A 23,943-nucleotide genomic window follows, 5' to 3' on the forward strand; every position below is an offset into this window, starting at 1 on the left:
CTTTAAAATACAAAACGCCCGATGAAGTACATCGAGCGTTTTAGTTAAAAAGTGTCAACCCATATCAGGACGGGTCAGGTCGGTTATCTTTCCGCTATAAGGGCTCCCTTAGAGCGATGAGATAAGCTGGCTTACATCATGCCGCCCATACCGCCCATGCCACCCATGCCGCCCATGTCAGGCATCGCTGGCGCGTCTTTTTGCGGTAGGTCAGTAACCATCGCTTCAGTTGTGATCATCAGACCTGCAACCGATGCTGCGAATTGTAGTGCAGAACGAGTAACTTTAGTTGGATCTAGGATACCCATTTCTAGCATGTCGCCGTATTCGCCTGTTGCCGCGTTGTAGCCGTAGCTACCTTCACCCGCTTTCACGTTGTTCGCAACCACTGAGTCTTCCTCACCTGCGTTCTTCGTGATTTGACGGATTGGCGCTTCCATTGCACGTAGTGCAACGCGGATACCAACGTTTTGTTCTTCGTTGTCACCCGTTAGGTGAGCAATCTTAGATGCCGCGCGGATAAGTGCAACACCACCACCAGCAACAACACCTTCTTCAACCGCTGCACGAGTTGCGGCTAGCGCATCTTCTACACGGTCTTTCTTCTCTTTCATTTCAACTTCAGTCGCTGCACCGACTTTGATTACTGCAACACCGCCAGCCAGTTTAGCAACACGCTCTTGTAGTTTCTCTTTGTCGTAGTCTGAAGTTGCGTCTTCGATTTGTTGACGAATCTGAGCAACACGGCCAGAGATCATCTCTTCTTCACCGATACCATCGATGATAGTCGTGTTTTCTTTCGTGATAGAAACACGCTTCGCTTGACCTAGATCTTCTAGTGCAACTTTTTCTAGCTCTAGACCGATCTCTTCAGAAATCACAGTACCGCCAGTTAGGATAGCGATGTCTTGTAGCATTGCTTTACGACGGTCACCGAAGCCAGGTGCTTTCACAGCTGCAACTTTTACGATGCCACGCATGTTGTTCACAACCAATGTTGCTAGCGCTTCGCCTTCTACATCTTCTGCAATGATAAGCAGTGGACGAGATGCTTTCGCGACAGCTTCTAGCGTTGGAAGAAGCTCACGAATGTTTGAGATCTTCTTGTCTACTAGAAGGATGAATGGGTTTTCTAGATCAACACTGCCTGATTCTTGGTTGTTGATGAAGTAAGGAGACAGGTAACCGCGGTCGAACTGCATACCTTCTACTACGTCTAACTCGTCTTGTAGCGCCTGACCTTCTTCAACCGTGATAACGCCATCACGACCCACACGCTCCATTGCTTCTGCAATGATATTACCTACGCTTGCGTCTGAGTTTGCAGAGATAGTACCAACCTGCGCGATCGCTTTTGTGTCGTTACATTCAACAGAAAGCTCTTTTAGTTGCTCAACTGCCGCTGCAACAGCTTTGTCGATACCGCGCTTAAGATCCATTGGGTTCATGCCCGCTGCGACTGCTTTTAGACCTTCGTTAACGATAGATTGCGCTAGTACCGTTGCTGTTGTTGTACCGTCACCCGCTGCGTCGTTTGCTTTAGACGCAACTTCTTTAACCATTTGTGCGCCCATGTTCTGGAATTTATCTTCCAGCTCGATTTCACGCGCTACTGATACACCATCTTTCGTGATAGTTGGTGCACCAAAAGATTTGTCTAGAACGACATTACGTCCTTTAGGACCCAGTGTTACTTTTACTGCGTCAGCCAGAACGTTTACACCTTCCAGCATTTTAACTCGTGCGTCATTACCAAATTTAACGTCTTTAGCAGCCATCTTTGATTTCCTTTCTAAAATTCTTTGTGTGTAATTTCGTAATTGAATCTGAGCAAAAAATTACTCAATGATTGCTATTATTCAACGATCGCCATGATGTCGTTTTCAGACATGACAAGCACTTCTTTACCGTCGATTTTTTCAGTTTTTGTACCGTAACCTTCAGCGAAGATAACGGTATCACCGACTTTAACGTCTAGTGGCAGTACGGTGCCGTTTTCTAGGATGCGGCCTTTACCCACAGCTAGAACAACACCGCGAGTCGATTTTTCTGCAGCAGAACCAGTCAGAACGATGCCACCAGCAGACTTAGATTCAACTTCTTTACGTTCAACGATAACTCGGTCATGTAATGGACGAATGTTCATCGGTCGTCTCTCCTGAAAATTTCCATGTTTATTTGATAATTGTCCTTAGGGACTGTAGCCCCAGACACGTGATCCCTATATAAGGGGTCGAAGCAGCGATCCCAAGGGGGTGGCACAAAATTTTTGTGACTTAGTTAAAATAACGAACAACTAGGCAACGGTTTGCGTTAGAAATGCTCACTCGCTCGGCATCTCGCTTTCTTGTATCCTTGCAGTTTGCTCACCAGATAGTTGTCACACATGCAGGAAAATAACAAGCTGGAACCCCAAGCGACCGATAAGCATGGTTTGTTGACCGCACCCATTCCTGAAACGCTGCGGAAAATGACCGTACCCATGACCATGGGCATGATCGCAATTTTGATGTTTAACTTGGTGGACACGTTTTTTATCTCGTTGCTTGGCACTCAAGCGCTAGCAGCTATCAGCTATACCTTCCCTGTAACCTTTGCGGTTAACTGCATTACGATGGGGATTGGGATGGGACTATCGACCAATATTGGTCGCTTGCTTGGGCAAGGTCATGCACCACAAGCTGCTCGGTTCACCACCCACGGTTTGTTGTTAGCCGTGTTACTTGTGGCTATCGCGTCTTCTATTGGCTTTACCACCATTGCGCCATTGTTTCGTTTTCTTGGCGCGTCTGATGATCTCATCCCTCTTATTGAGCAGTATATGCAGGTCTGGTATCTCACCATTCCTCTGCTAGTGATCCCAATGGCGGGCAACAGTGCTATCCGAGCTACTGGCGACACAAAAACACCAGCAAAAGTCATGATGTTGGCTGGTTTGATTAATGGCATGCTCGATCCATTGTTGATTTTCGGTTATGGCCCTTTTCCGGAACTTGGCATTCAAGGCGCAGCCATAGCAAGTGCCTTTAGCTGGTTAGGTGCTTTGTGTGGCTCATTCTATGTGCTAATTAAACGGGAAAAATTGCTTGCTCAACCCCAATGGGCTTTGCTGAAACAAGACTGGCAACAGACACTAAAAATTGGTACCCCTGCAGCGCTATCAAACGCGATGAATCCGTTGTCCGGTGCCATTCTGATGATGCTGTTATCCAACCACGGTACAGCGGCGGTTGCTGCTTATGGCGCAGCGCAGCGTATTGAGTCCATATTGATTTTAGTATTGATGTCGCTGACCTCTGCCCTCACACCGTTTATGGCACAAAATTTAGGAGCCAAACAACCGCAACGAGCCTTTTCCGGTTTATTTATTAGCATGCGTTTTGCAGTGGTATTCCAAGGGTTTATCTTCTTGATGATGGTGCCACTGAGCATTCCTCTGGCTGCGCTGTTTTCTCAGGAAGATGCGGTGAAAAACCTGCTTTGGCATTATTTACTGGTGGTGCCATTTAGTTATGGCTTCCAAGGCATCGTAATGATGTTAGTCAGTGGTTTGAATGCGATGCACAAGCCATTGCGTGCATTCCAGTGGAGCTTTATGCGGCTGTTCATTTTTACCTTGCCATCGGCGTGGGTCGGGAGCCAAATCTACAGCATTGAAGGCTTGTTTATCGGTATCGCGGTTGGGAATACGTTGGGTGGGCTACTGGGCTACTTGTTTGCGCTGCGCGAGCGAAAATTAACGCTCATAGAGCAGAGCAGCGTGTCTTAACACTCGTCTATCGCTAGTTTCTTTTTGTTGATTCTCAAATACAAAAAAACCGCGGAAAGCCGCGGTTTTGTTTATCTATTTCAAGCTTGCTTAGAACAACTCTTCAGCAACTTTGTATAGATCGTTGCGTACTGGACGCTTCATGTTTTCGATTGCGTCGATGATATCGTGGTGAACAAGTTGCTCTTTCACGATACCTACACAACGACCACCATGACCTTCGATCAATAGGTGAACAGCGTAGTTACCCATACGAGATGCTAGTACGCGGTCAAATGCAGTTGGACGACCACCACGTTGGATGTGACCAAGTACTGTTGCACGAGTTTCACGACCTGTCGCGGCTTCGATGTCACGTGCTAGTTCATTAGCATCCATCATTAGCTCAGTAAGCGCGATGATCGCGTGTTTCTTACCTTTAGCGATACCATCTTGGATGTTGCTGATCAGCTTGTCTTTGTCTAGACCAGTTTCCGGAGTGATGATGTATTCACAACCGCCCGCAATTGCAGACATCAGAGTCAAATCACCACAGTGACGGCCCATGATTTCTACAATTGAAATGCGTTGGTGAGATGAAGAAGTATCACGTAGACGGTCGATTGCATCGATAACGGTGTTTAGTGCACTTAGGTAGCCCACAGTGTAATCAGTACCTGCGATATCGTTGTCGATTGTGCCCGGAAGACCGATACATGGGTAACCCATTTCAGTCAGTTTCTTCGCACCCATGTACGAACCATCACCACCGATTACCACTAGTGCATCGATACCATGTTTTTTCAGGTTCTCAATCGCTTTTTCACGAACTTCCACTTGTTTAAACTCAGGGAAACGTGCAGAACCTAGGAACGTACCACCTTTGTTGATCACATCTGAAACGCTAGAACGATCTAGCTTCTCGATGCGGCCTTCGTATAGGCCTAGGTAGCCGTCGTACACACCGAATACTTCCAATCCTTCGGATAGTGCTGTACGTACTACGCCGCGTATCGCAGCGTTCATACCAGGTGCGTCACCGCCACTTGTTAAAACACCGATCTTCTTAATCATGCTCACCCTCGATCTTTGGCAATCAATTATTTAATTTTCTTTTAGGCCCCTTGTTACCAAGCAACCTGCATAATCCAGAACTGTGCGTTATGTTACATTTCCTCTACAGGATTACCAATGAAAACGCACTTTTTTATGTAACTTTTCTACTTATGTAAGAGTATTACAGTTTCTCTATGAAACTTTGTTGATTCATATCAGGATCACGAATCTTAATAAGTATTGATGGAAAGATAGTCAATAAGTACCTGTTTGTCGTCGGGCACTGATGGATTTTTCAAGCCTACCAATCTTGCGCTTTCTGCTCTTTCTCAGGTCCGAAAACGACAGACAATGGATCTTGATGGATCAATACGTCCGCATCAGGAAACAGAGCCAATAAATTATCTTCCACTTTATCAGCGATGTAATGCGCCTCAATTAATCGTAAGTTATCGTCTAGCTCTAAATGCAACTGTATAAAGCGCGTCGGTCCGGACATTCGCGTGCGTAACTGATGCACGCCCAATACCCCTTTTACGCTCAAACAAGCTTGGTTAATTTGCTCAAGTTCTTCATCGGGCAACTTTCTATCAAGTAAGGTTTGAATCGCTTCGCTGACCATTTTGAAAGCGCTATAAAGAATGAAGACACCAATACCAATCGCAAACACAGCATCCGCTTGAGTCACTCCAAAATAACTGAGCCCCAGAGCAACCATGATCGCAGCATTCATATACAAGTCAGTCTGATAATGCAGAGAATCCGCCGCTATTGCTTGGCTCCCCGTCACGCGAACCACATGTTTTTGGAACATCACCAAGCCAAGTGTGACCACAATCGCAAACAGCGATACATACACACCTAACTCCGGTGCGTGTAAAGCATGCGGGCGGAAAAATCGGTCAATCCCGTTAAGAATCAAAAATACTGCCGAGCCCGAAATAAACATTGCTTGGGCTAGGGCCGCTAAGGACTCAGCTTTACCATGTCCAAACGCATGTTCGCGGTCTGCCGGTTGTAAGGCGTAACGAACCACCACAAGATTCACAACCGAAGCCGCGATATCTAACATGGAGTCAATCAATGACGCCAATAAGCTCACTGAGCCGGTTACCCACCACGTGATGACTTTTACTATCAGAAGAAGCGTCGCCACAATGGTTGCAGTCCAAGCGGCGGTCGTAACTAAACGTGCGTATTGCTGTTTCATAATCAAAGAGTTAACTAAAACCATACGTTGAGTATATTGAATGACCATGAAATAACCAGATCAAAAAGAGGCAACCAATGGCTGCCTCTTTATATAACATCAATTCATGACTTAATTATTGCGCGACTTTTCCATGCGCTTGTGCATTCTGTCGCCACACTCTTGCATACGTTCATTTTGTAGCTCAACAAATTTCGCTTTCTGCTCAGGTGTTAATACGCTAAGCATTTGGTGCTTTCTTTCTAGCATTTGCACGCGACGTTCCGTTTGGCGCTCAACCATCTCTTTTGCTAATTCGCTAGCTTGAGCTTCATCAAAGTTATCCGCCAGCAAAAGCGATTGTACTTTTGCGTGATGCGCTTGACGCTCAGCCATACGTGCTTCTTTGCCATCAGCGAATTTTGCTTTCATTTCTGCTTTGTTTGCTTCACGCATTTCTTTTAGCTGATCTTTTTGTGCATCAGTCAGGTCTAGTTGACGCATGACACCTCGGTCCATACCCATGCCGCATTCGTCACGAGGGCCTTTATGATGGTTTTTACCACCGTAAGCGAATGCGCTTGCGGCGCCAAGAGTAAGAGGTAGAACAACAGCAGCTAACACAAGTTTTTTTGCAGACTTCATAATACGATTCCTTACACAGGTGAGTGGTTCTTCTGAGCTGTTCTCACAGCGCTTGAGTATAGAATACGACCCGCTAGGTAAAGCGACGTATAGGGAGCGTAAAGAATCGTAAAGAGTGATTTTTCTCCTCTTCGTTGCGCATCATTCCAATGTAATATTAGGCTATCGGTAACTTACTATAGGTGCCCCCATGGCAAACATTCTTTTAATCGATGACGATATCGAGCTAACTAGCTTATTAAAAGAAGTACTCAGTTTCGAAGGGTTTGACGTCAGCGAAGCAAATGACGGTGAAGCCGGCTTAGCCGCGATCAATGATAAGATTGATTTGATTTTGTTGGATGTCATGATGCCAAAACTCAATGGCATGGAAACGCTGAAACGCTTACGTGAAAATTGGGAAACTCCCGTCTTGATGCTGACCGCTAAAGGGGAAGAAATTGATCGCGTGATCGGCTTGGAACTGGGCGCGGATGATTATTTACCAAAACCTTTTAGTGACCGAGAGCTGTTAGCGCGTATCCGCGCGATTTTACGCCGCACTAGCAGCACACAAAAAAATACCAAAAACAGCGATTGCATTGAGTATCAAGAAATCCGCCTCTATCCCGGTAAACAAGAAGCGTATTGTGAGCAACAGTTGCTCGATCTCACGGCAACCGAGTTTGCGCTACTCACCCACTTCGTACAAAACCCAGGACAAGTGCTGACCAAAGAGACACTGAGCTTAGATGTGCTTGGTAAACGACTCGCTGCTTTTGATCGCGCTATCGATATGCATGTCTCGAACTTACGTAAAAAATTACCAGATCAAAGCAATGGCAAGCCGCGAATTAAAACCCTGCGTGGTCGTGGCTACATGCTGCTTGAGGAGGATTAATGCGCCTATCACGCATCAAACTGCCAAACATCAATAGCCTGTATGGACGCATCTTTGCCATTTTTTGGTTCACCATGTTATTAGTATTGATAGCCGTGCTATCACTGCCACATTTGGACCCACGCAAAGCTCGCGATATTCCAGAAGAACACTACAAACGTATGGTAGAAACGCGTGACTCAATCCAACAAAAATACAGCCAGCAAACTGATTTAGGCCGCATACTTTTTCGTATCGAGGGCAACCGCCACGGCAAGCACGACCCTCGCCCACGAGTGTTTTTTTCTGACTACAGCGGTAATGTTCTTACGACAGAAAAACGCAGCAATTTTCAATTGCGTGCAATGCAAAACTTTGTCACCAGTATCGAAGATTACAATAATCCAAAGCAGAAGCTGTATGGTCGATACATGATTGCGGGCCCAATTCCTATCACTTTGGCAGGTTCCGATATCTTGATGTACGTGGGCTTCAAATGGAATGAGCCACCACCTCTACTCCTGCGTCTGTTTGATCACCCATTCCAGCTCTTGCTTGCGGTCATGTTGGTTAGTACACCATTGCTGTTATGGCTTGCTTGGGCTTTGAGTCAGCCTGCACGTCGTCTTGAAGCCGCTGCTCAACGTGTGGCGAAAGGTGAATTTGTCACAGACCCAAACTTAGAAAAAGGTACGGCGGAATTTCGTCAAGCAGGTAGCAGCTTCAACCAGATGGTCGAAGCGGTTAATCAAATGATTTCAGGACAACAACGTTTGCTATCCGATATCTCTCACGAGCTGCGCTCACCTTTAACTCGTCTACGCATGGCAAGCGCATTAGCGACGCGTAAACAAGGAGAAAGCCCAGAATTGACTCGTATCGATACCGAAGCGCAGCGCTTGGAACAGATGATCAGCGAACTATTAGAGCTTTCTCGCATGCAGGCGAACAGTCATATGACTCGCGAAACACAGCCATTAGAAAGTTTATGGGAAGAGATCATTAAAGATGCGCAGTTTGAAGCAGAGCAAATGGGCAAACAGCTACACTATTCAGAATTACCTAAGCGCAATATTTCCGGTAACCCTAAACTGCTGATGAGTGCGGTGGAAAATATCGTTCGTAACGCCATTTACTACGGAAAAGATGAGGTACAAATCGACATCAAAGCCGATGACGATACGCTTCGTATCACGGTTGACGATAATGGAGAAGGTGTACCAGAAGAGGAACTGGCCGCGATTTTTCGCCCGTTCTATCGCGTTTCCACGGCACGCGATCGCCACTCTGGCGGCACAGGTCTCGGCCTAACCATTACCGAAAGTGCCATTCGCCAGCACAGTGGCACGATCGCAGCCAGCCGAAGTCCTTTAGGCGGATTGCGCATGAGTATCACCTTACCGATCAATGGTTAGTCTCAATTTGATGAACTAACAATAATTCGCACCATATTTCTAGAGTGAGTGATTAACAGCCCCACCCTCACTTTAGAAATTGGTGAGGCTTCGTAGAATACCCTTACAAAGATCAAAGTTGATAATAATTATCGTTAGCATTAAAGTGAATTTTCCAATTAAGGAGGATTTACTATGTCACATACATTTCCCGCTCTGCCTTATCCGTACGATTCACTAGAGCCGTACATCGACGCGAAAACCATGGAAGTGCATTACAGCAAACACCACAAGACGTACTTTGATAAGTTTGTAAATGCCGTTGAAGGGAGCGAGCTCGAAACTCAGTCATTAGACGAGATCTTTGACAATATCTCTAAGCTCAGTCCAGCAGTACGTAATAATGGGGGCGGCTATTACAACCACATCATTTATTGGAATTGCATGTCACCAAACGGTGGCGGAGAGCCTCAAGGCGCGCTTGCTCAAGCAATTAACGATAAATTTGGCAGCTTTGCGCAATTTAAAGAGGCGTTTGCCCAAGCTGCCATCAATACCTTTGGGTCTGGCTTTGCATGGCTGATCGTAAAAGATGGTGAGATTCACATTACGTCCACCAGTAATCAAGACAACCCTCTGATGGACGTAGTGGATGTGCGCGGTGAACCAATCCTCGCGTTAGACGTGTGGGAGCACGCGTATTACATCAGCTACCAAAACCGTCGCCCAGAATATATTGATGCGTGGTGGAACGTCGTCAACTGGCGAGCAGTTGAAGAAAACTATGCTCACGCTCTCTTATAAAGAGCATCACTACTTACGGTATTAACATCCGCGCTAATGCCTGCTTTCATACCCAGGTCAATCTTGCTGAATCTCGCATATCTCGGTGACTTGGGTATATACTGCCCCTCTCTTTGACCAACTCTATTTCAATACCATGTTTGATATCGCTTTATACGAACCAGAAATCGCGCCGAACACCGGCAACATCATTCGACTATGCGCCAACTGCGGTGCAAACCTTCACTTAATTGAACCTCTGGGTTTCGATCTTGAAGAGAAAAAAGTCCGCCGTGCTGGTTTGGATTACCATGATTTAGCTCGCGTAACACGCCATAAAAACTATCAAGCGTTCTTAGAGTATTTAGAGAAAGAGAAGCAAGGTAACTATCGATTGTTTGCCTGCACCACCAAAACCACAGGTCACCACGTTGATGCACAATACCAAGCGGGTGATGTTTTGATGTTTGGTCCAGAAACTCGTGGCTTGCCTGCTGAAATCATCGATAGCTTGCCAATGGAGCAGCGTATTCGCATTCCAATGATGCCAGATGCGCGCAGCCTAAACCTTTCGAATGCCGTTGCGATCATTGCTTTTGAAGCATGGCGTCAAATGGGCTTTGAAGGCGCATTGTAAGCAGCACGAATTCCAAATACAGAAAAGGGCGCTTGGTGCGCCCTTTTGTTTTCTTTACTGTCTAACTCAATCAGTTGAGCTTGTTGCGATCATCATCGTCTTTACGCTCGTATTCCCCTTCGAAGGTCTTGCCATTATCTGACTGGGAATCAAATGGGTCACGACGGAACGGGTCTTGCTCAAATGGCCCCTGGTTAGAGAAACCACCTTGGAAGCCACCACCATGCATGGTTTTCACCACCATTTTGCTCATCAAGTATTTAGCTATCGCGGCGCGTGGCGCAGGAAGCAACACCAACATACCAAGGGCATCGGTCATAAAGCCCGGGGTTAACAGTAGCACGCCAGCCACCGCTAGCATTACGCCTTCAAAAATTTGCTGGGCTGGAATTTCACCTTGTTCAAGACGCCCCTGTACTGACATCAGTGTTTGTATACCTTGGCTACGAACCAACGACGCACCAACAAATGCCGTGATTAAGACTAGTGCAATGGTCGGCCATAAACCTAAAAAGCCGCCCACCTGAATAAATAAGCCGATTTCAATGATCGGAACAAAAATAAACGCTAATAATAAGATAGGAAACACACGCCCTCCTTTGTTTAATTCAGTGTAATGGTAAAAGCAGACTAAGCTCAAACGAATCGTTGTAAAAAAGCGTGTTCATACTGGTCTCCTTCTTTTTTAGACAAAGTAGCGGGAGCGCGTTTCATTCAATTGCATACCGATTTTTTCGTGCTTTTAAAGTGCTAATTTCGAACTCTAAAAACTCATGTTTGTCGAGGAAAATCGAGTACCCATAAAGGGTTATTAATAACCCGTTCATACTTTGCAAATTATTGACTCATGAAAAACGAAAAAGGTGATCTAGTTACTATTTTTATGCGCTAGGTGCAGTATCATGTGCCACATAAGTCAGGACGGATTTTCCAGCCAAAAATTCTGATGAATGGATTCTAGATTGCAGAAATGGCTAATAAATAACTTTATTATCAGAATTATCATCTAAGGATCCTGCTATGGCTACCCTATCTGATGCTCCAAAAACAGCAAACCCAGCCACTCGTATTGAAGAAGATCTATTAGGTCAACGTCATGTCCCTGCAGATGCGTACTACGGTATTCATACGCTACGTGCGATCGAGAACTTCAACATCTCTAATATGACCATCTCTGACGTACCAGAATTTGTACGCGGCATGGTAATGACCAAAAAAGCAGCAGCGTTAGCAAACAAAGAACTTGGCGCTATTCCAAAAGACGTTGCAAACTACATCATCGAAGCGTGTGATTTGATCCTAGAAACTGGCAAGTGTATGGATCAGTTCCCATCAGACGTATTCCAAGGCGGTGCAGGCACTTCAGTTAACATGAACACGAACGAAGTGATCGCAAACGTTGCGCTTGAGTTGATGGGTAAAGAGAAAGGCCAATACGAATTTGTTAACCCAAATGACCATGTAAACAAGAGCCAATCAACCAACTGTGCGTACCCAACAGGTTTCCGTATTGCGGTATACAACAGCGTACACAAGCTAATGGAAGCAATTGAGTACCTAAAAGGCGCATTCGAACTTAAAGCCGTTGAGTTTAAAGATGTACTGAAAATGGGCCGTACTCAGCTTCAAGACGCGGTACCAATGACAGTTGGTCAAGAGTTCCATGCGTGGGCGGTAACACTAAACGAAGAGATTCGTGCTCTAGATTACACATCTAAACTCCTCCTAGAAATCAACCTAGGCGCAACCGCAATCGGTACTGGTCTAAATACACCAACTGGCTACCAAGCGCTTGCAGTAAAACACCTAGCGGAAGTAACAGGCCTTGATGTTGTTGCAGCAGAAGACCTTATCGAAGCAACGTCTGACTGTGGTGCATACGTAATGACTCACGGCGCGCTAAAACGCCTAGCAGTGAAACTATCGAAGATCTGTAACGACCTTCGTCTACTTTCTTCTGGTCCTCGTGCGGGTCTAAATGAATTGAACCTACCTGAAATGCAAGCAGGCTCTTCAATCATGCCAGCTAAAGTAAACCCAGTTATCCCAGAAGTAGTAAACCAAGTTTGCTTCAAAGTTCTCGGTAACGACAACACGGTTTCTTTCGCAGCAGAAGGCGGTCAGCTACAGCTAAATGTAATGGAACCAGTTATCGCACAAAGTGTGTTTGAGTCTATCTCTCTACTACACAACGCGTGTGTGAACCTACGTGATAAATGTATCGACGGCATCACTGTGAACAAAGAAGTTTGCGAAAACTACGTTTACAACTCTATCGGTATCGTCACTTACCTAAACCCATACATCGGCCACCACGAAGGTGACATCGTAGGTAAGATTTGTGCGGAAACTGGTAAAAGTGTTCGTGAAGTCGTGCTAGAGCGCGGTCTGCTTACAGCTGAGGAGCTTGATGAAATCTTGTCAGTAGAAAACTTCATGCATCCTACTTACAAAGCAAAACGTTACGAGTAATAACGAATCCGAAGGGGGCCACTCAGGCCCCTTTTTTAGGCTCTCATACGGTTAACCACATTTTTTATATGCTTTTATTGCCGCTAAACCACTAGGTTCTCATTCTCTGAGCATTTACTCCTGTTCCTGAGTGTTCAAAAAATCAGAATCAAATAAAAAACTAAAGAGGTATCAATATGGTCATGGTCGAACTCTTCGTGGTTCTGCTCTTCATCTATTTGGGGGCAAGAATCGGTGGTATCGGCATTGGTTTTGCCGGTGGTGCAGGGGTCATTGCGTTGTCTTTGATCTTGGGCGTACCAACAAGCCAAGCTTACATTCCCGTTGACGTAATTTTGATCATCATGTCTGTAATCACCGCTATCGCAGCAATGCAAGTAGCTGGTGGTTTAGACTGGATGGTGCAAGTTGCTGAAAACTTTTTGCGCAAGCACCCTGAGCGCATCACCTTTTATGCGCCTATCGTAACTTACCTAATGACATTAATGGCGGGTACTGGCCACACGGCATTCTCTACTTTGCCAGTGATTGCAGAAGTAGCGAAAGGCCAAGGCGTGCGCCCTTCTCGTCCACTGTCTATCGCGGTCGTAGCATCGCAAATCGCTATCACCGCATCACCAATCTCAGCGGCTGTTGTAGCGTTCGCGGCAATGCTGCACCCATTTGGCGTTGACTACCTAACACTACTAGCAACCTGTATCCCAACGACGTTCATCGCGTGCATGATCGGTGCGTTCGTGGCGAACTTCATGGGCTGTGAGCTAAAAGACGATGCTGAATACCAAGAGCGTCTAGAAAAAGGCTTAATCAAGCTAAATACAGAAGCAAAACGCGAAATCCTACCAACAGCGAAGAAAGCGACATTCATCTTCCTAGGCGCAATCGCATTTGTCGTGTGTTACGCAGCAGCAATTTCTGGCTCTGTTGGCCTTATCGAGAACCCTGCTCTAGGCCGTAACGAAGCTATCATGACGGTAATGCTAGCAGCTGCGGCAGCTATCGTAATGAGCTGTAAAATCGATGCTGGCAAAATCCCAGCAGCAGCAACATTCCGCTCTGGTATGACAGCGTGTGTGTGTGTTCTTGGTGTGGCATGGCTAGGTTCTACGTTCGTTAACGCGCACGTTGACGGCATCAAAGAAGTTGCGGGTGCGCTACTAGCAGACTACCCATGGATGCTAGCACTTGTTCTATTCTTCGCTTCAATGCTGCTTTACTCTCAAGGTGCAACCACGGTTGCGCTAATGCCAGCAGCACTTGCTATCGGTGTGGCACCACTTACCGCAGTTGCATCTTTCGCAGCAGTAAGTGCGCTATTCGTACTGCCAACTTACCCAACGCTACTTGCCGCGGTTGAGATGGACGACACGGGTTCAACTCGTATCGGTAAGTACGTATTCAACCACCCATTCTTTGTACCTGGTGTGGTAACCATCGCTTCTGCGGTAGCACTTGGCTTCGCATTCGGTGGTCTACTGATCTAGTAGAAACAGAGTCTTACTCGGGGAGCTTCGGCTCCCTTTTTTATTGCCTGTTGTCTTGATTTATGCTCAATAAATCTTCATTTTCATGAAACTTATTGACTCGCCTCCGGGTCTGATTGAGTTACACTAACGGCAATTATCTAAGATGAATTGACTCTTTTATGCGCGCATTACTTTCCGTTTTACTCTTAGGGCTCATTACCTTTTCCACTCCGTCTTTAGCTTTATTTGGCAAAGACCAGTTTAACAGTAGCCAGAACAACAGTTTTGGTAGCAGCAGCGACAGCTTTGTTCCGGTTGATCAGGCGTTTCCATTTAACTTCTACCAGCAAGATGACAAATTGATGCTCGATTGGCAGGTACGTGACGGGTACTACCTATATCAAGAGCGCTTGTCTGTAGCTGGTGAGAAAGTATCGCTAGGCGAACTGCAAATGGAAGACGGCACACCGCATAAAGATGAATTCTTTGGTGACGTGCATATCTATACTCAACCTCTCTTCGTTAATGTACCAATGCATGATTGGCAAGACGGTGCGCGCGTGGTGGTGCAATACCAAGGTTGTGCGAAAGCAGGCTTCTGTTACCCGCCAGAAACTCGCGTGATTCCTATCAACGCGTTTACTTCGTCGAACTCAGATTCAACAACGGCGACAACTGCATCAAAAGCAGAACAGGCACCAACAGCAACGCCACCAGCGGCGCAATCATCTACGTCTGGTGACACACCATCAGCGCCAGTAACACAGCAAGATAGCCTTGCAGCCAACCTTGCTGATAACTGGTGGACACCACTTCTGTTCTTGGCGCTTGGTGTGGGCTTGGCGTTTACACCTTGTGTGCTGCCGATGTACCCAATTCTGACCAGCATAGTGCTTGGCAGTGGCAAACTAAGCCAACGCCGCGCGCTAGGCTTGTCATTCGTCTACGTGCAAGGCATGGCGCTGACTTACACCCTACTCGGCCTTGTGGTGGCATCTGCAGGTATGCAGTTCCAAGCGGCAATGCAACACCCTTATGTGCTGATTGGTTTGAGCGTACTGTTCATCGCACTCGCTTTGTCTATGTTTGGTCTGTACTCATTGCAGCTACCAAGCAGCGTTCAAACGTGGTTAAACAACCTCAGCAACAAACAGCAAGGCGGCAGCAGTGCTGGCGTGTTTGCAATGGGGGCAATATCTGGCTTGGTGTGCTCACCATGTACCACGGCACCTCTATCTGGTGCGCTACTTTACGTGGCACAAAGCGGCGATTTGCTTACCGGTGGTATCGCGTTATACGCGCTGGCGATGGGCATGGGTATTCCGCTGATTCTTGTTGCGGTCTTCGGCAACAAACTGCTACCAAAAGCAGGTGGTTGGATGGACCGAGTGAAAACACTCTTCGGCTTTATTCTGCTTGCCGCACCTATCTTCTTACTAGAACGTATCATGCCAGAAATGTGGTCAACGATTCTGTGGTCAGCACTGGGTATTGCTGCTTTTGGTTGGCTATACCACATCAAAAACAGTCTAGAGTTTGGTGGCTGGAAACAAAGTGCCGTGGGCATAATCGCCGTCTTAGGTTTGCTAGCCTCAGCACAACCTATCTTAAATTACTGGTTTGGCAACAGCACAACACAAACTCAGCAAGCCACTGTTAGCTTTACTCGCATTGCTAACGTGGCGGAGCTTGAAGAACAACTGGCACTTGCGAAAGCGGCAGGTAAACCCGTCATGCTCGATTTCTACGCCGATTGGTGTGTAGCATGTAAAGAGTTTGAAAAGTACACCTTCCATGACCCAAGCGTCGAAGCCAAACTGCAAGACTTCGTTCTTCTGCAAGCGGACGTGACCAAAAATCAAGTGCAAGACATCGAACTACTGAAGCACATGAATGTACTTGGTTTACCAACAATTGAGTTTTGGGATGCCAGTGGCGAACACGTTTCAAACGCTCGTTTGACGGGCTTTATGCAAGCCGAGCCTTTCTTAGAGCATATCAAGCAGTTCTGATAACCAGATATTCAAACGCCAGTGATGTCCACTGGCGTTTTTTATTGCTCAAATTTGAATAAGAACATTGCGTTTATATGCAATTTTCCTAATAAAAGTCGATTTGGTTCAGACTTTTAGCGAATAAATATTGTCCACTCTCTCAAAGCTGGACAATAATAAATTTAACGAAATAGTCAAAAGTGTTTAACGTCATGGATTCGACCTACACCATCATTATTGCAGATGATCACCCACTCTTCCGGAATGCCTTGTTTCAATCTATCCACATGGCTATTAGTGGTGCAAATTTGCTGGAAGCGGACTCACTCGACGCACTTCTGGCTTTGTTGGAGCGAGAGGAAGAGCCAGATTTAGTGCTATTGGATCTCAAAATGCCAGGAGCAAATGGTATGTCTGGCTTGATTCATTTGCGAGCAGAGCATCCAGATTTACCTATCGTCGTCGTTTCAGCGAGTGAAGAGCCGGCGATCGTGACGCAGGTGAAAAGCCATGGTGCGTTTGGTTTTATTCCCAAGTCCAGCGACATGCGCGAATTAGTGAACGCGCTCAATCAAGTGCTGAATGGCGACCCATATTTCCCTGAAGGGTTGATCACCAATAACGCGGCATGTAATGACTTAGCGGAAAAGATTGCTGCGCTAACACCGCAGCAATATAAAGTGTTGGGAATGTTGTCCGATGGCTTGCTGAACAAGCAAATCGCTTACGAATTGAATGTTTCAGAAGCCACCATAAAAGCGCACATGACAGCGATTTTCCGTAAGCTCGGTGTAAAGAACCGCACGCAAGCCGTGATTATGCTGACGGAAATGAGCGACTAGATTGACGTCTTATCATCAGACTTACTTTTTTCGTTTGGCAATCGGATACCGACTTTAGTGACCTGCTGATCAACAACATCAGCGACGATCCAATGCAAACCTTGCCACTCGAAATGGTCTCCCAATACTGGCGTGCTACCTAATTGCTCTTCGACAAGGTTTCTCAAACTTTTATCCAGCGGTTCATCCCCCAGATTCAAACCATACATCACGGCAATATCGGCAAGCTTCACTTCAATATCGAGGAAGAAGTCACCGAAGAATCGCGCTAGCGACGCTTTCTCTGGGGCTTCACTAAACAGTAAGCTCAGTGCATCTAAATCCTTTTCTTGTGCTAATACACACAAGGTATCATCTTCCTCAAGACGCGTACTGCCGGATGGGTGCAATAGCTCTTTACTGCGAAATACAGCGGCGATACGCGTTCCTTCCGGCATCGAAAGACTACGTAACGGCTCACCAATGCACCATTTATCTGCTTTAAGTCTATAGATAAACAGCTCCCACTCACTGGTCGGGTAAATCTCTACACCCGTACGCGAAATTGGCTCAGGCTTAGAAGGTAGCTCGACCTTTGCAAGAGACATCGCCTTAGTCAACGTGCCCCCTTGTACTATCAAAGACACCATTACTACAAAGAATGCCAAATTGAAGTACAGTTGAGCATCTGGCAACCCTGCCATCATCGGAAATACCGCGAGGATGATAGGTACAGCGCCACGCAATCCTACCCAAGAGACAAACCACTTTTCACGTGGCGTGAAACTCTTGAATGGCAGTAAACCAATCCAAACTGAGATTGGTCGGGCAAACAAAATCATCCCGAAGGCAAGCGCAAGACCTGGCAACGCAATAGAGAGTAAATTGGATGGTGTAACCAACAAACCAAGTACCAAGAACATACCAATTTGAGCTAGCCACGTCATACCATCTAAAACATGAAGAATAGAGTGGCGGCTGCGTGTTGGACGGTTACCTAATAAAAGACCAACAAGGTAAATCGACAAAATACCACTGCCACCCAAAGTGTTAGATAAAGCGAAAATAAGCAAGCCACCACTGACCGTTAAAATAGAATACAGCCCATCTGGTAATTGATTGCGATTGATAACTTTCCATAAGATCCAGCCACCTGCGAAGCCAAGTAACGCGCCGATACCAAACTGCTTAAGAAAACTGAACGCCAAAAAGCCCGCACTTAAATCTGCGCCAGGGTTCGCTAAAATAGCAATCAGAGTTACGGTCAGAAACACCGCCATTGGGTCATTGGTGCCGGATTCAATTTCCAGCGTTGAACCAACACGTTCGTTCAGGCTACGACCTTTGAGTAGAGAGAAGACCGCGGCAGCATCGGTGGAGCCAACAATCGCACCAACCAATATGCCTTGCAATAAATCTAAGTCGAATAACCACGTTGCCATCAGCCCGGTCAAAATGGTGGTGATCGCAACGCCAAATGTCGCCAAAGAGACCGAGGGCCATAACGCAACCCTAAAGCTGGCGACCCGCGTTCTCATCCCACCATCAAGCAAAATGATGGCTAATGCGAGGTTACTAACCAAATAAGCGATGGAAAAGTTATCGAATAAAATGCCGCCTAAGCCGTCTTCCCCCGCCAGCATTCCAACGGCTAAAAATACCAAAAGAATTGGGATCCCCAACTTAGAAGACACTGGGCTTAAAAGAACGCTAAGTGCGATTAACAACGCACCTATTAGAAAAAAACTGTTAATGGTGTCTGCGTCCATTCTCACCCTCCCTTAATGAAAAACGATAATAATTGTGATGAGCAAGGCTACTTCGTTAATGAGGTAATGCCCTAATCCGCCTCCCCTTTACACCGTCTCAAAATGCGAGGTTGTACGAGAATGACTCAGTTATATTACTTTATTGTGAGTTAAAACGGTGATTTGATGCGAAAACTTTATGTAAATAAATTACTTGTGAGCTTTCTTATCTACGCCTTCTCTCATTGAGAGCCACAAGATCACCACCAATATTTACACAGCATCTCCAAATTCAATGAAGAAAAGATTAATGGCCAGTCTTAATCATGCTTGTTTATCCAATCAACCTTTAGACCTTTGGCTAACTTAACAGTTTATTAACATAACATTTTACCCCTTTATTCGCTGCAAAAGCCCATAGTATGGAGGTTCCTCATTTTTAACACCCCGACTAAAGTTGAAAAGAGTTATTGCCAACACCTTGCTAATGTACATATTGAAACATTTCATTAACAACAATACCAATCGTAAGGAGACGGCAATGGCATTTGAAAGCGAAGAAAGAGCCAAAGCCTATTGGGACAAAAACGTGAAGCTCATGATCGGCCTAATGGTCATCTGGTTCGTCGTGTCTTTCGGCTGCGGCATTTTATTTGTCGACGTACTAAATCAATTTCAACTAGGCGGTTACAAACTCGGTTTCTGGTTTGCTCAACAAGGCTCCATCTATGCGTTCCTAGGAATTATTTTCTATTACGCATGGAAGATGCGCCAAATTGACCGTGAATTCGGCGTGGACGAATAAGGAGTCACTCAGATGGATTTGAAAACTATTACCTACCTGGTCGTTGGCGCCACGTTCATCCTGTACATCGGGATTGCTATTTGGGCTCGCGCCGGCTCAACCAAAGAGTTTTATGTTGCTGGTGGCGGTGTAAACCCGATTGCAAACGGTATGGCAACCGCAGCCGATTGGATGTCCGCAGCGTCGTTTATCTCAATGGCAGGCTTAATTGCCTTCATGGGCTATGGCGGCTCAGTATTTCTAATGGGTTGGACTGGTGGCTACGTTCTGCTTGCGCTGTTGCTAGCACCTTACCTACGCAAATTTGGTAAGTTTACGGTGCCAGAGTTTGTTGGTGAACGCTTTTACTCCAACACAGCACGTATCGTAGCGGTTGTTTGTCTTATCATCGCATCAGTGACTTATGTTATCGGTCAGATGAAAGGCGTGGGCGTTGCGTTTGGTCGCTTCTTAGAAGTGGATTACTCCACTGGCCTATTAATTGGTATGTGTATCGTTTTCATGTACGCGGTTCTTGGCGGCATGAAAGGCATCACTTACACGCAGATTGCTCAATATTGCGTACTCATTCTTGCTTACACTATCCCTGCAATCTTTATCTCTCTGCAACTCACTGGTAACCCAATCCCACAAATTGGTCTGGGGAGTACCATGGCTGGTACCGATGTCTATCTACTCGATCGGCTTGACCAAGTGGTGACCGAACTCGGATTCAGTGAATACACGACCCAAGTACGTGGCGACACACTTAATATGTTTGTCTACACCATGTCACTGATGATTGGTACTGCCGGTCTACCACACGTAATTATCCGTTTCTTTACCGTGCCGAAGGTTCGCGACGCACGTACATCAGCAGGCTGGGCTCTGATCTTCATCGCAATCCTTTACACTACTGCACCAGCGGTATCAGCGATGGCTCGTCTCAACCTAATGAATACGGTAAATCCAGCTCCGGGTCAGCACCTAGCGTATGACGAGCGTCCTGCGTGGTTCAAAAACTGGGAAACAACTGGACTACTCGGTTTTGACGATAAAAATGGCGATGGCAATATCCAATACACTTCAGATGCGTCCACCAACGAACTGCGCGTTGATAACGACATCATGGTATTGGCTAACCCAGAGATCGCTAAACTACCAAACTGGGTGATTGCACTTGTGGCAGCAGGTGGTCTTGCAGCTGCACTATCTACCGCAGCAGGTTTACTACTCGCCATTTCTTCAGCTATTTCCCATGACTTAATCAAAGGGGTTATCAATCCGAACATATCCGAGAAAAAAGAGCTACTTGCTAGTCGAATATCAATGGCAGTAGCGATAGCAGCCGCAGGCTATCTCGGTCTAAATCCGCCTGGATTTGCCGCAGGTACGGTAGCACTCGCCTTTGGTCTTGCCGCTTCATCCATCTTCCCTGCATTGATGATGGGCATCTTCAGCAAGAGCATCAACAAAGAAGGCGCAATCGCCGGTATGATTGCGGGTATCAGTATTACGCTGTTCTACGTATTCCAACACAAAGGCATCCTTTTCGTTGCTGATTGGAAGTATCTAGAAAGCTGGGGAACAAACTGGTTCCTGGGTATTGAGCCAAACGCGTTTGGTGCTATCGGCGCACTATTTAACTTCATCGTCGCATTCGCTGTATCCAAAGTAACTGCAGAAACGCCACAAGAAGTAAAGGACCTAGTCGAACACGTTCGCGTACCAGTAGGTGCTGGTAGCGCAGTGGATCACTAAAAACTAATCAAAACCACAAAAGCCCCGTTTGGAACCAGCCGTCCGGGGCTTTTTTATTCTCACTTTTCAGTTACCATATTCGCAGTATGTCGTTGCAAGGAAGCCAAGATGTTCAAAAACAAGCACTTTATTCTCGCTCTACTGATTGCGCCAGTTCTCTCTTTGATCGCTTACTTCGGTACCGATATGGCCCTCAGCGAGAAACCCCACGCGGCGCAAGAAGGGGAAACTTACAAACTCGCGAGTAAGTCTAATTGTCGTTACACCAGTGGTCTGTGTGATATGGAAAATGGCGATTTTAAAGTGAAATTTCGCTCTGAAAAACTCACTAAAAATAACTTAGAATTGTCACTCAACGCCGCTTACCCACTTGAAGGGGTTAAAGTTTCTATTGTGAGTGACAAAGAGAAAAACGCTCAACCGATTGATATGAAGCCCGCAGATCAAGCAGGCCAAAGCTGGTACATCACCTTACCAAAGCCTGCATCTGCAGAAAGCTGGTTAAGAGTCGTCATTCAATCAGGCGGCACACTATATTATGGTGAAACACAAACCGCATTTGTGAAGTACGAAACCTTATTTACTGAATAACGGCGACAAGCTAATTCACCGGTATTCAAACGACAGTGACTTAGTTTCACTCAGCATAAATGAATTCCTACTCAGCCGACGCCTTTGCGTCGGCTTTTGTTTCCGTAAGTCTTTCTTCAACAACCTCTTACTCTAAAAAGGGTTGCCAACTCACAAGTTAATTGATAATAATTATCATTACATTTAATGAGAGGTGGTTATGGACAACAAACGGGACATCTTTAATGCATTTTTTAAAGCCCAAGATAGATTCCTTCTCGCCGCACCACATGGCTTTGAGCCAGACGTGATTCATGACTATATTCATTGGGGCATGGTGTTGTCTTCCTGTTATGAACACGATGCCGATGAAGAAAATCTATTGTTGTGTGAGCTGTTTTTACGTCAGGTTTATTTCCATTTACTAGACGCAATTCAAGACTCAACTCGCAGTCGCATCTTCCGTCGTGTCTGTCTCGATTCTATCCATACGCCATTATTCTGCCTCAAACGCTATTACTACCAGTTTGAACAAGGCGACGTGAAATTTCTCGCACTACAACAACAATTACGCCTGATTCAAATCTCACTCGATTAACCAAAAGGATCCCTACCATGAGCACCGAATTCCGCATAGAAACTGACAGTATGGGCGAAGTAACGGTCCCTGCAGATGCTCTCTACCAAGCTCAGACTCAACGCGCCGTCGATAACTTCTCATTCAGTCAACATAAAATGCCATCTGGTTTTATCAAAGCGTTAGCACACATCAAGCAGACTGCGGCACTCACCAACGCACAGCTAGGGCTGCTTGAGGGAGATATTGCCAACGCGATTGCTGACGCAGCTCAAGCAATTATCGAAGGCAATCATATTGAGCAATTCCCAATTGACGTATTTCAAACCGGATCAGGTACTAGCTCAAATATGAATGCGAATGAAGTAATTGCAACACTGGCCTCCCAGCATCTAGGCGGCACTGTCAGCCCTAATGATCACGTCAATATGGGACAAAGCAGCAACGATGTGGTACCAACGGCCATTCAAGTTAGCGCAGCATTAGCCATTGAAAAACAGCTCTTCCCGGCCCTGTCACACCTAAGCCAAACACTAGAGTCTAAGCAACAAGCATTGAAAGATGTTGTAAAAACCGGTCGCACCCACTTAATGGACGCGATGCCAATTACCTTTGCTCAAGAACTTGGCGGTTGGCAGTTCCAAATCGAGCATGCAAAACAAGCGATTGAACAAACACTTCCTGCTGTAAAAGCCTTAGCCCAAGGTGGTACGGCGGTTGGAACGGGGATCAATGCCGATCCACGCTTTGCAGACTTATTCGCTAGCAACCTAACCCAGTCAACTCGTATTCAGTTCACGGCCAGTGATAACTTCTTTTTCAATTTAAGCAGTCAAGATGCGATCGTCGCTCTGTCGGGACAGCTCAAAACAGCAGCAGTTGCTATCATGAAGATCGCAAACGATCTTCGTTGGATGAATTCAGGTCCATTGGCTGGTTTAGGTGAAATTGAATTACAAGGCTTGCAACCGGGTTCTTCCATCATGCCTGGCAAAGTAAATCCTGTGATCCCAGAAGCCGCAGCTATGGCATCAGCGCAAGTCATTGGTAATGACACCACCATTACCGTCGCAGGCCAAGCGGGCAACTTCCAGCTTAACGTCATGCTGCCAGTTATTACTCATAACGTATTGGAGAGCATCGAGTTACTCTCTAACAGCGCAACCGCTTTAGCTGACAAAGCCATTGCGACGTTTGAAGTTCGCCAAGATAACTTGGATGTTGCACTCGCCAAAAACCCAATTTTGGTCACGGCTCTCAACCCAGTCATTGGTTACCTAAAAGCGGCAGAAGTCGCGAAAAAAGCCTACAAACAGGGACGCGCGATTATTGATGTCGCGGAAGAAGAAACTGATTTGGATAGAGCCACACTAGAGCGATTGCTTAATCCAGCCAAACTGACCCAAGGCGGCGTCGCAGAATAAGCGGCAAACTCAGCC

The 23,943-nt window shown here is 46.2% G+C and carries 21 protein-coding genes; 14 read left to right on the forward strand and 7 right to left on the reverse strand.

Features of this window, described 5'->3' with window-relative positions; genetic code table 11:
* Positions 1–131 precede the first annotated feature (131 nt).
* Entirely contained in the window at positions 132–1,778 is a 1,647-nt protein-coding gene (gene groL, locus R8O10_RS21885) for a chaperonin GroEL (protein ID WP_005381509.1), read from the reverse strand.
* A gap of 77 nt (positions 1,779–1,855) precedes the next feature.
* On the reverse strand, positions 1,856–2,146 hold the full coding sequence (locus R8O10_RS21890) for a co-chaperone GroES (protein ID WP_005381516.1): 291 nt from the start codon (positions 2,144–2,146) through the stop codon (positions 1,856–1,858).
* Between the two features lie 240 nt (positions 2,147–2,386).
* Between R8O10_RS21890 and R8O10_RS21895 the strand changes: the two genes are divergently transcribed.
* Entirely contained in the window at positions 2,387–3,769 is a 1,383-nt protein-coding gene (locus R8O10_RS21895; RefSeq protein WP_017635565.1) for an MATE family efflux transporter, read from the forward strand.
* Positions 3,770–3,859: 90 nt separating this feature from the next.
* Here R8O10_RS21895 and pfkA read toward each other — a convergent pair whose 3' ends face one another.
* From pfkA to R8O10_RS21910, 3 genes are all read right to left on the reverse strand, one after another.
* Positions 3,860–4,822 (reverse strand): 6-phosphofructokinase, encoded by a 963-nt coding sequence (gene pfkA, locus R8O10_RS21900; RefSeq protein WP_005381521.1) that lies wholly within the window; start codon positions 4,820–4,822, stop codon positions 3,860–3,862.
* A gap of 283 nt (positions 4,823–5,105) precedes the next feature.
* Positions 5,106–6,014 (reverse strand): CDF family cation-efflux transporter FieF, encoded by a 909-nt coding sequence (gene fieF, locus R8O10_RS21905; RefSeq protein ID WP_053350704.1) that lies wholly within the window; start codon positions 6,012–6,014, stop codon positions 5,106–5,108.
* Between the two features lie 111 nt (positions 6,015–6,125).
* Positions 6,126–6,638: a CpxP family protein gene (locus tag R8O10_RS21910; protein WP_005386388.1), complete on the reverse strand. Its 513-nt coding sequence runs from the start codon at positions 6,636–6,638 to the stop codon at positions 6,126–6,128.
* A gap of 190 nt (positions 6,639–6,828) precedes the next feature.
* Here R8O10_RS21910 and R8O10_RS21915 point away from each other — a divergent pair, with 190 nt between their 5' ends.
* The 4 genes from R8O10_RS21915 (at position 6,829) to trmL (ending at position 10,311) form a co-directional block, all read left to right on the forward strand.
* Positions 6,829–7,518 carry a response regulator gene (locus tag R8O10_RS21915; protein ID WP_005382384.1) on the forward strand — a complete coding sequence of 230 codons (690 nt, stop codon included), beginning with the start codon at positions 6,829–6,831 and terminating at the stop codon, positions 7,516–7,518.
* Positions 7,518–8,912, forward strand: a complete 1,395-nt coding sequence (gene cpxA, locus R8O10_RS21920) for an envelope stress sensor histidine kinase CpxA (RefSeq protein ID WP_167415500.1) — start codon at positions 7,518–7,520, stop codon at positions 8,910–8,912. The genes R8O10_RS21915 and cpxA overlap by 1 nt, the downstream gene beginning before the upstream one ends.
* Before the next feature lie 174 nt (positions 8,913–9,086).
* On the forward strand, positions 9,087–9,695 hold the full coding sequence (locus tag R8O10_RS21925; protein ID WP_005382382.1) for a superoxide dismutase: 609 nt from the start codon (positions 9,087–9,089) through the stop codon (positions 9,693–9,695).
* A 136-nt stretch (positions 9,696–9,831) separates the two neighbouring features.
* The gene (gene trmL, locus R8O10_RS21930; protein ID WP_005382381.1) at positions 9,832–10,311 is read left to right on the forward strand and encodes a tRNA (uridine(34)/cytosine(34)/5-carboxymethylaminomethyluridine(34)-2'-O)-methyltransferase TrmL; all 480 of its coding nucleotides are present in this window, start codon (positions 9,832–9,834) and stop codon (positions 10,309–10,311) included.
* 70 nt (positions 10,312–10,381) lie between these two features.
* Here trmL and R8O10_RS21935 read toward each other — a convergent pair whose 3' ends face one another.
* Positions 10,382–10,900, reverse strand: coding sequence for an FxsA family protein (locus R8O10_RS21935; RefSeq protein WP_005386383.1), 519 nt, complete (start codon positions 10,898–10,900; stop codon positions 10,382–10,384).
* Between the two features lie 431 nt (positions 10,901–11,331).
* On the opposite strand from R8O10_RS21935, the gene aspA reads away from it, so the two are divergent.
* From aspA to R8O10_RS21955, 4 genes are all read left to right on the forward strand, one after another.
* Entirely contained in the window at positions 11,332–12,783 is a 1,452-nt protein-coding gene (gene aspA, locus R8O10_RS21940) for an aspartate ammonia-lyase (RefSeq protein WP_005382379.1), read from the forward strand.
* A gap of 176 nt (positions 12,784–12,959) precedes the next feature.
* Positions 12,960–14,267 carry an anaerobic C4-dicarboxylate transporter gene (locus R8O10_RS21945; RefSeq protein WP_318191732.1) on the forward strand — a complete coding sequence of 436 codons (1,308 nt, stop codon included), beginning with the start codon at positions 12,960–12,962 and terminating at the stop codon, positions 14,265–14,267.
* 161 nt (positions 14,268–14,428) lie between these two features.
* The gene (locus tag R8O10_RS21950; protein WP_213915372.1) at positions 14,429–16,261 is read left to right on the forward strand and encodes a protein-disulfide reductase DsbD; all 1,833 of its coding nucleotides are present in this window, start codon (positions 14,429–14,431) and stop codon (positions 16,259–16,261) included.
* Positions 16,262–16,455: 194 nt separating this feature from the next.
* On the forward strand, positions 16,456–17,085 hold the full coding sequence (locus R8O10_RS21955) for a response regulator (RefSeq protein WP_005382375.1): 630 nt from the start codon (positions 16,456–16,458) through the stop codon (positions 17,083–17,085).
* Here the strand turns inward: R8O10_RS21955 and R8O10_RS21960 are convergent.
* Complete coding sequence (locus tag R8O10_RS21960) at positions 17,082–18,833, reverse strand: potassium/proton antiporter (RefSeq protein ID WP_005382374.1); 1,752 nt, start codon at positions 18,831–18,833, stop codon at positions 17,082–17,084. The genes R8O10_RS21955 and R8O10_RS21960 overlap by 4 nt on opposite strands.
* Before the next feature lie 520 nt (positions 18,834–19,353).
* Here R8O10_RS21960 and R8O10_RS21965 point away from each other — a divergent pair.
* The 5 genes from R8O10_RS21965 to R8O10_RS21985 all read left to right on the forward strand — a co-directional run bounded on the left by R8O10_RS21965 (position 19,354) and on the right by R8O10_RS21985 (position 23,928).
* A complete protein-coding gene (locus R8O10_RS21965) occupies positions 19,354–19,617 on the forward strand; it encodes a DUF4212 domain-containing protein (protein ID WP_005382373.1) in 264 nt (87 codons plus the stop codon).
* Positions 19,618–19,629: 12 nt separating this feature from the next.
* On the forward strand, positions 19,630–21,357 hold the full coding sequence (locus tag R8O10_RS21970) for a sodium:solute symporter family protein (RefSeq protein ID WP_005382372.1): 1,728 nt from the start codon (positions 19,630–19,632) through the stop codon (positions 21,355–21,357).
* 108 nt (positions 21,358–21,465) lie between these two features.
* A complete protein-coding gene (locus R8O10_RS21975; protein ID WP_005382371.1) occupies positions 21,466–21,948 on the forward strand; it encodes a hypothetical protein in 483 nt (160 codons plus the stop codon).
* A 199-nt stretch (positions 21,949–22,147) separates the two neighbouring features.
* A complete protein-coding gene (locus R8O10_RS21980) occupies positions 22,148–22,525 on the forward strand; it encodes a hypothetical protein (RefSeq protein ID WP_005382370.1) in 378 nt (125 codons plus the stop codon).
* A gap of 17 nt (positions 22,526–22,542) precedes the next feature.
* Positions 22,543–23,928 (forward strand): class II fumarate hydratase, encoded by a 1,386-nt coding sequence (locus R8O10_RS21985; RefSeq protein WP_225478104.1) that lies wholly within the window; start codon positions 22,543–22,545, stop codon positions 23,926–23,928.
* Positions 23,929–23,943 lie beyond the last annotated feature (15 nt).

It is taken from the genome of Vibrio sp. 1727 (genome assembly GCF_033344415.1).
GTDB lineage: Bacteria > Pseudomonadota > Gammaproteobacteria > Enterobacterales > Vibrionaceae > Vibrio > Vibrio alginolyticus.

Coding starts and splice junctions, on each gene's coding strand:
- groL (WP_005381509.1), bottom strand. CDS start 1,778: ATGGCTGCTAAAGACGTTAAATTTGGTAATGACGCACGAGTTAAAATG.
- R8O10_RS21890 (WP_005381516.1), bottom strand. CDS start 2,146: ATGAACATTCGTCCATTACATGACCGAGTTATCGTTGAACGTAAAGAA.
- R8O10_RS21895 (WP_017635565.1), top strand. CDS start 2,387: ATGCAGGAAAATAACAAGCTGGAACCCCAAGCGACCGATAAGCATGGT.
- pfkA (WP_005381521.1), bottom strand. CDS start 4,822: ATGATTAAGAAGATCGGTGTTTTAACAAGTGGCGGTGACGCACCTGGT.
- fieF (WP_053350704.1), bottom strand. CDS start 6,014: ATGAAACAGCAATACGCACGTTTAGTTACGACCGCCGCTTGGACTGCA.
- R8O10_RS21910 (WP_005386388.1), bottom strand. CDS start 6,638: ATGAAGTCTGCAAAAAAACTTGTGTTAGCTGCTGTTGTTCTACCTCTT.
- R8O10_RS21915 (WP_005382384.1), top strand. CDS start 6,829: ATGGCAAACATTCTTTTAATCGATGACGATATCGAGCTAACTAGCTTA.
- cpxA (WP_167415500.1), top strand. CDS start 7,518: ATGCGCCTATCACGCATCAAACTGCCAAACATCAATAGCCTGTATGGA.
- R8O10_RS21925 (WP_005382382.1), top strand. CDS start 9,087: ATGTCACATACATTTCCCGCTCTGCCTTATCCGTACGATTCACTAGAG.
- trmL (WP_005382381.1), top strand. CDS start 9,832: ATGTTTGATATCGCTTTATACGAACCAGAAATCGCGCCGAACACCGGC.
- aspA (WP_005382379.1), top strand. CDS start 11,332: ATGGCTACCCTATCTGATGCTCCAAAAACAGCAAACCCAGCCACTCGT.
- R8O10_RS21945 (WP_318191732.1), top strand. CDS start 12,960: ATGGTCATGGTCGAACTCTTCGTGGTTCTGCTCTTCATCTATTTGGGG.
- R8O10_RS21950 (WP_213915372.1), top strand. CDS start 14,429: ATGCGCGCATTACTTTCCGTTTTACTCTTAGGGCTCATTACCTTTTCC.
- R8O10_RS21955 (WP_005382375.1), top strand. CDS start 16,456: ATGGATTCGACCTACACCATCATTATTGCAGATGATCACCCACTCTTC.
- R8O10_RS21960 (WP_005382374.1), bottom strand. CDS start 18,833: ATGGACGCAGACACCATTAACAGTTTTTTTCTAATAGGTGCGTTGTTA.
- R8O10_RS21965 (WP_005382373.1), top strand. CDS start 19,354: ATGGCATTTGAAAGCGAAGAAAGAGCCAAAGCCTATTGGGACAAAAAC.
- R8O10_RS21970 (WP_005382372.1), top strand. CDS start 19,630: ATGGATTTGAAAACTATTACCTACCTGGTCGTTGGCGCCACGTTCATC.
- R8O10_RS21975 (WP_005382371.1), top strand. CDS start 21,466: ATGTTCAAAAACAAGCACTTTATTCTCGCTCTACTGATTGCGCCAGTT.
- R8O10_RS21980 (WP_005382370.1), top strand. CDS start 22,148: ATGGACAACAAACGGGACATCTTTAATGCATTTTTTAAAGCCCAAGAT.
- R8O10_RS21985 (WP_225478104.1), top strand. CDS start 22,543: ATGAGCACCGAATTCCGCATAGAAACTGACAGTATGGGCGAAGTAACG.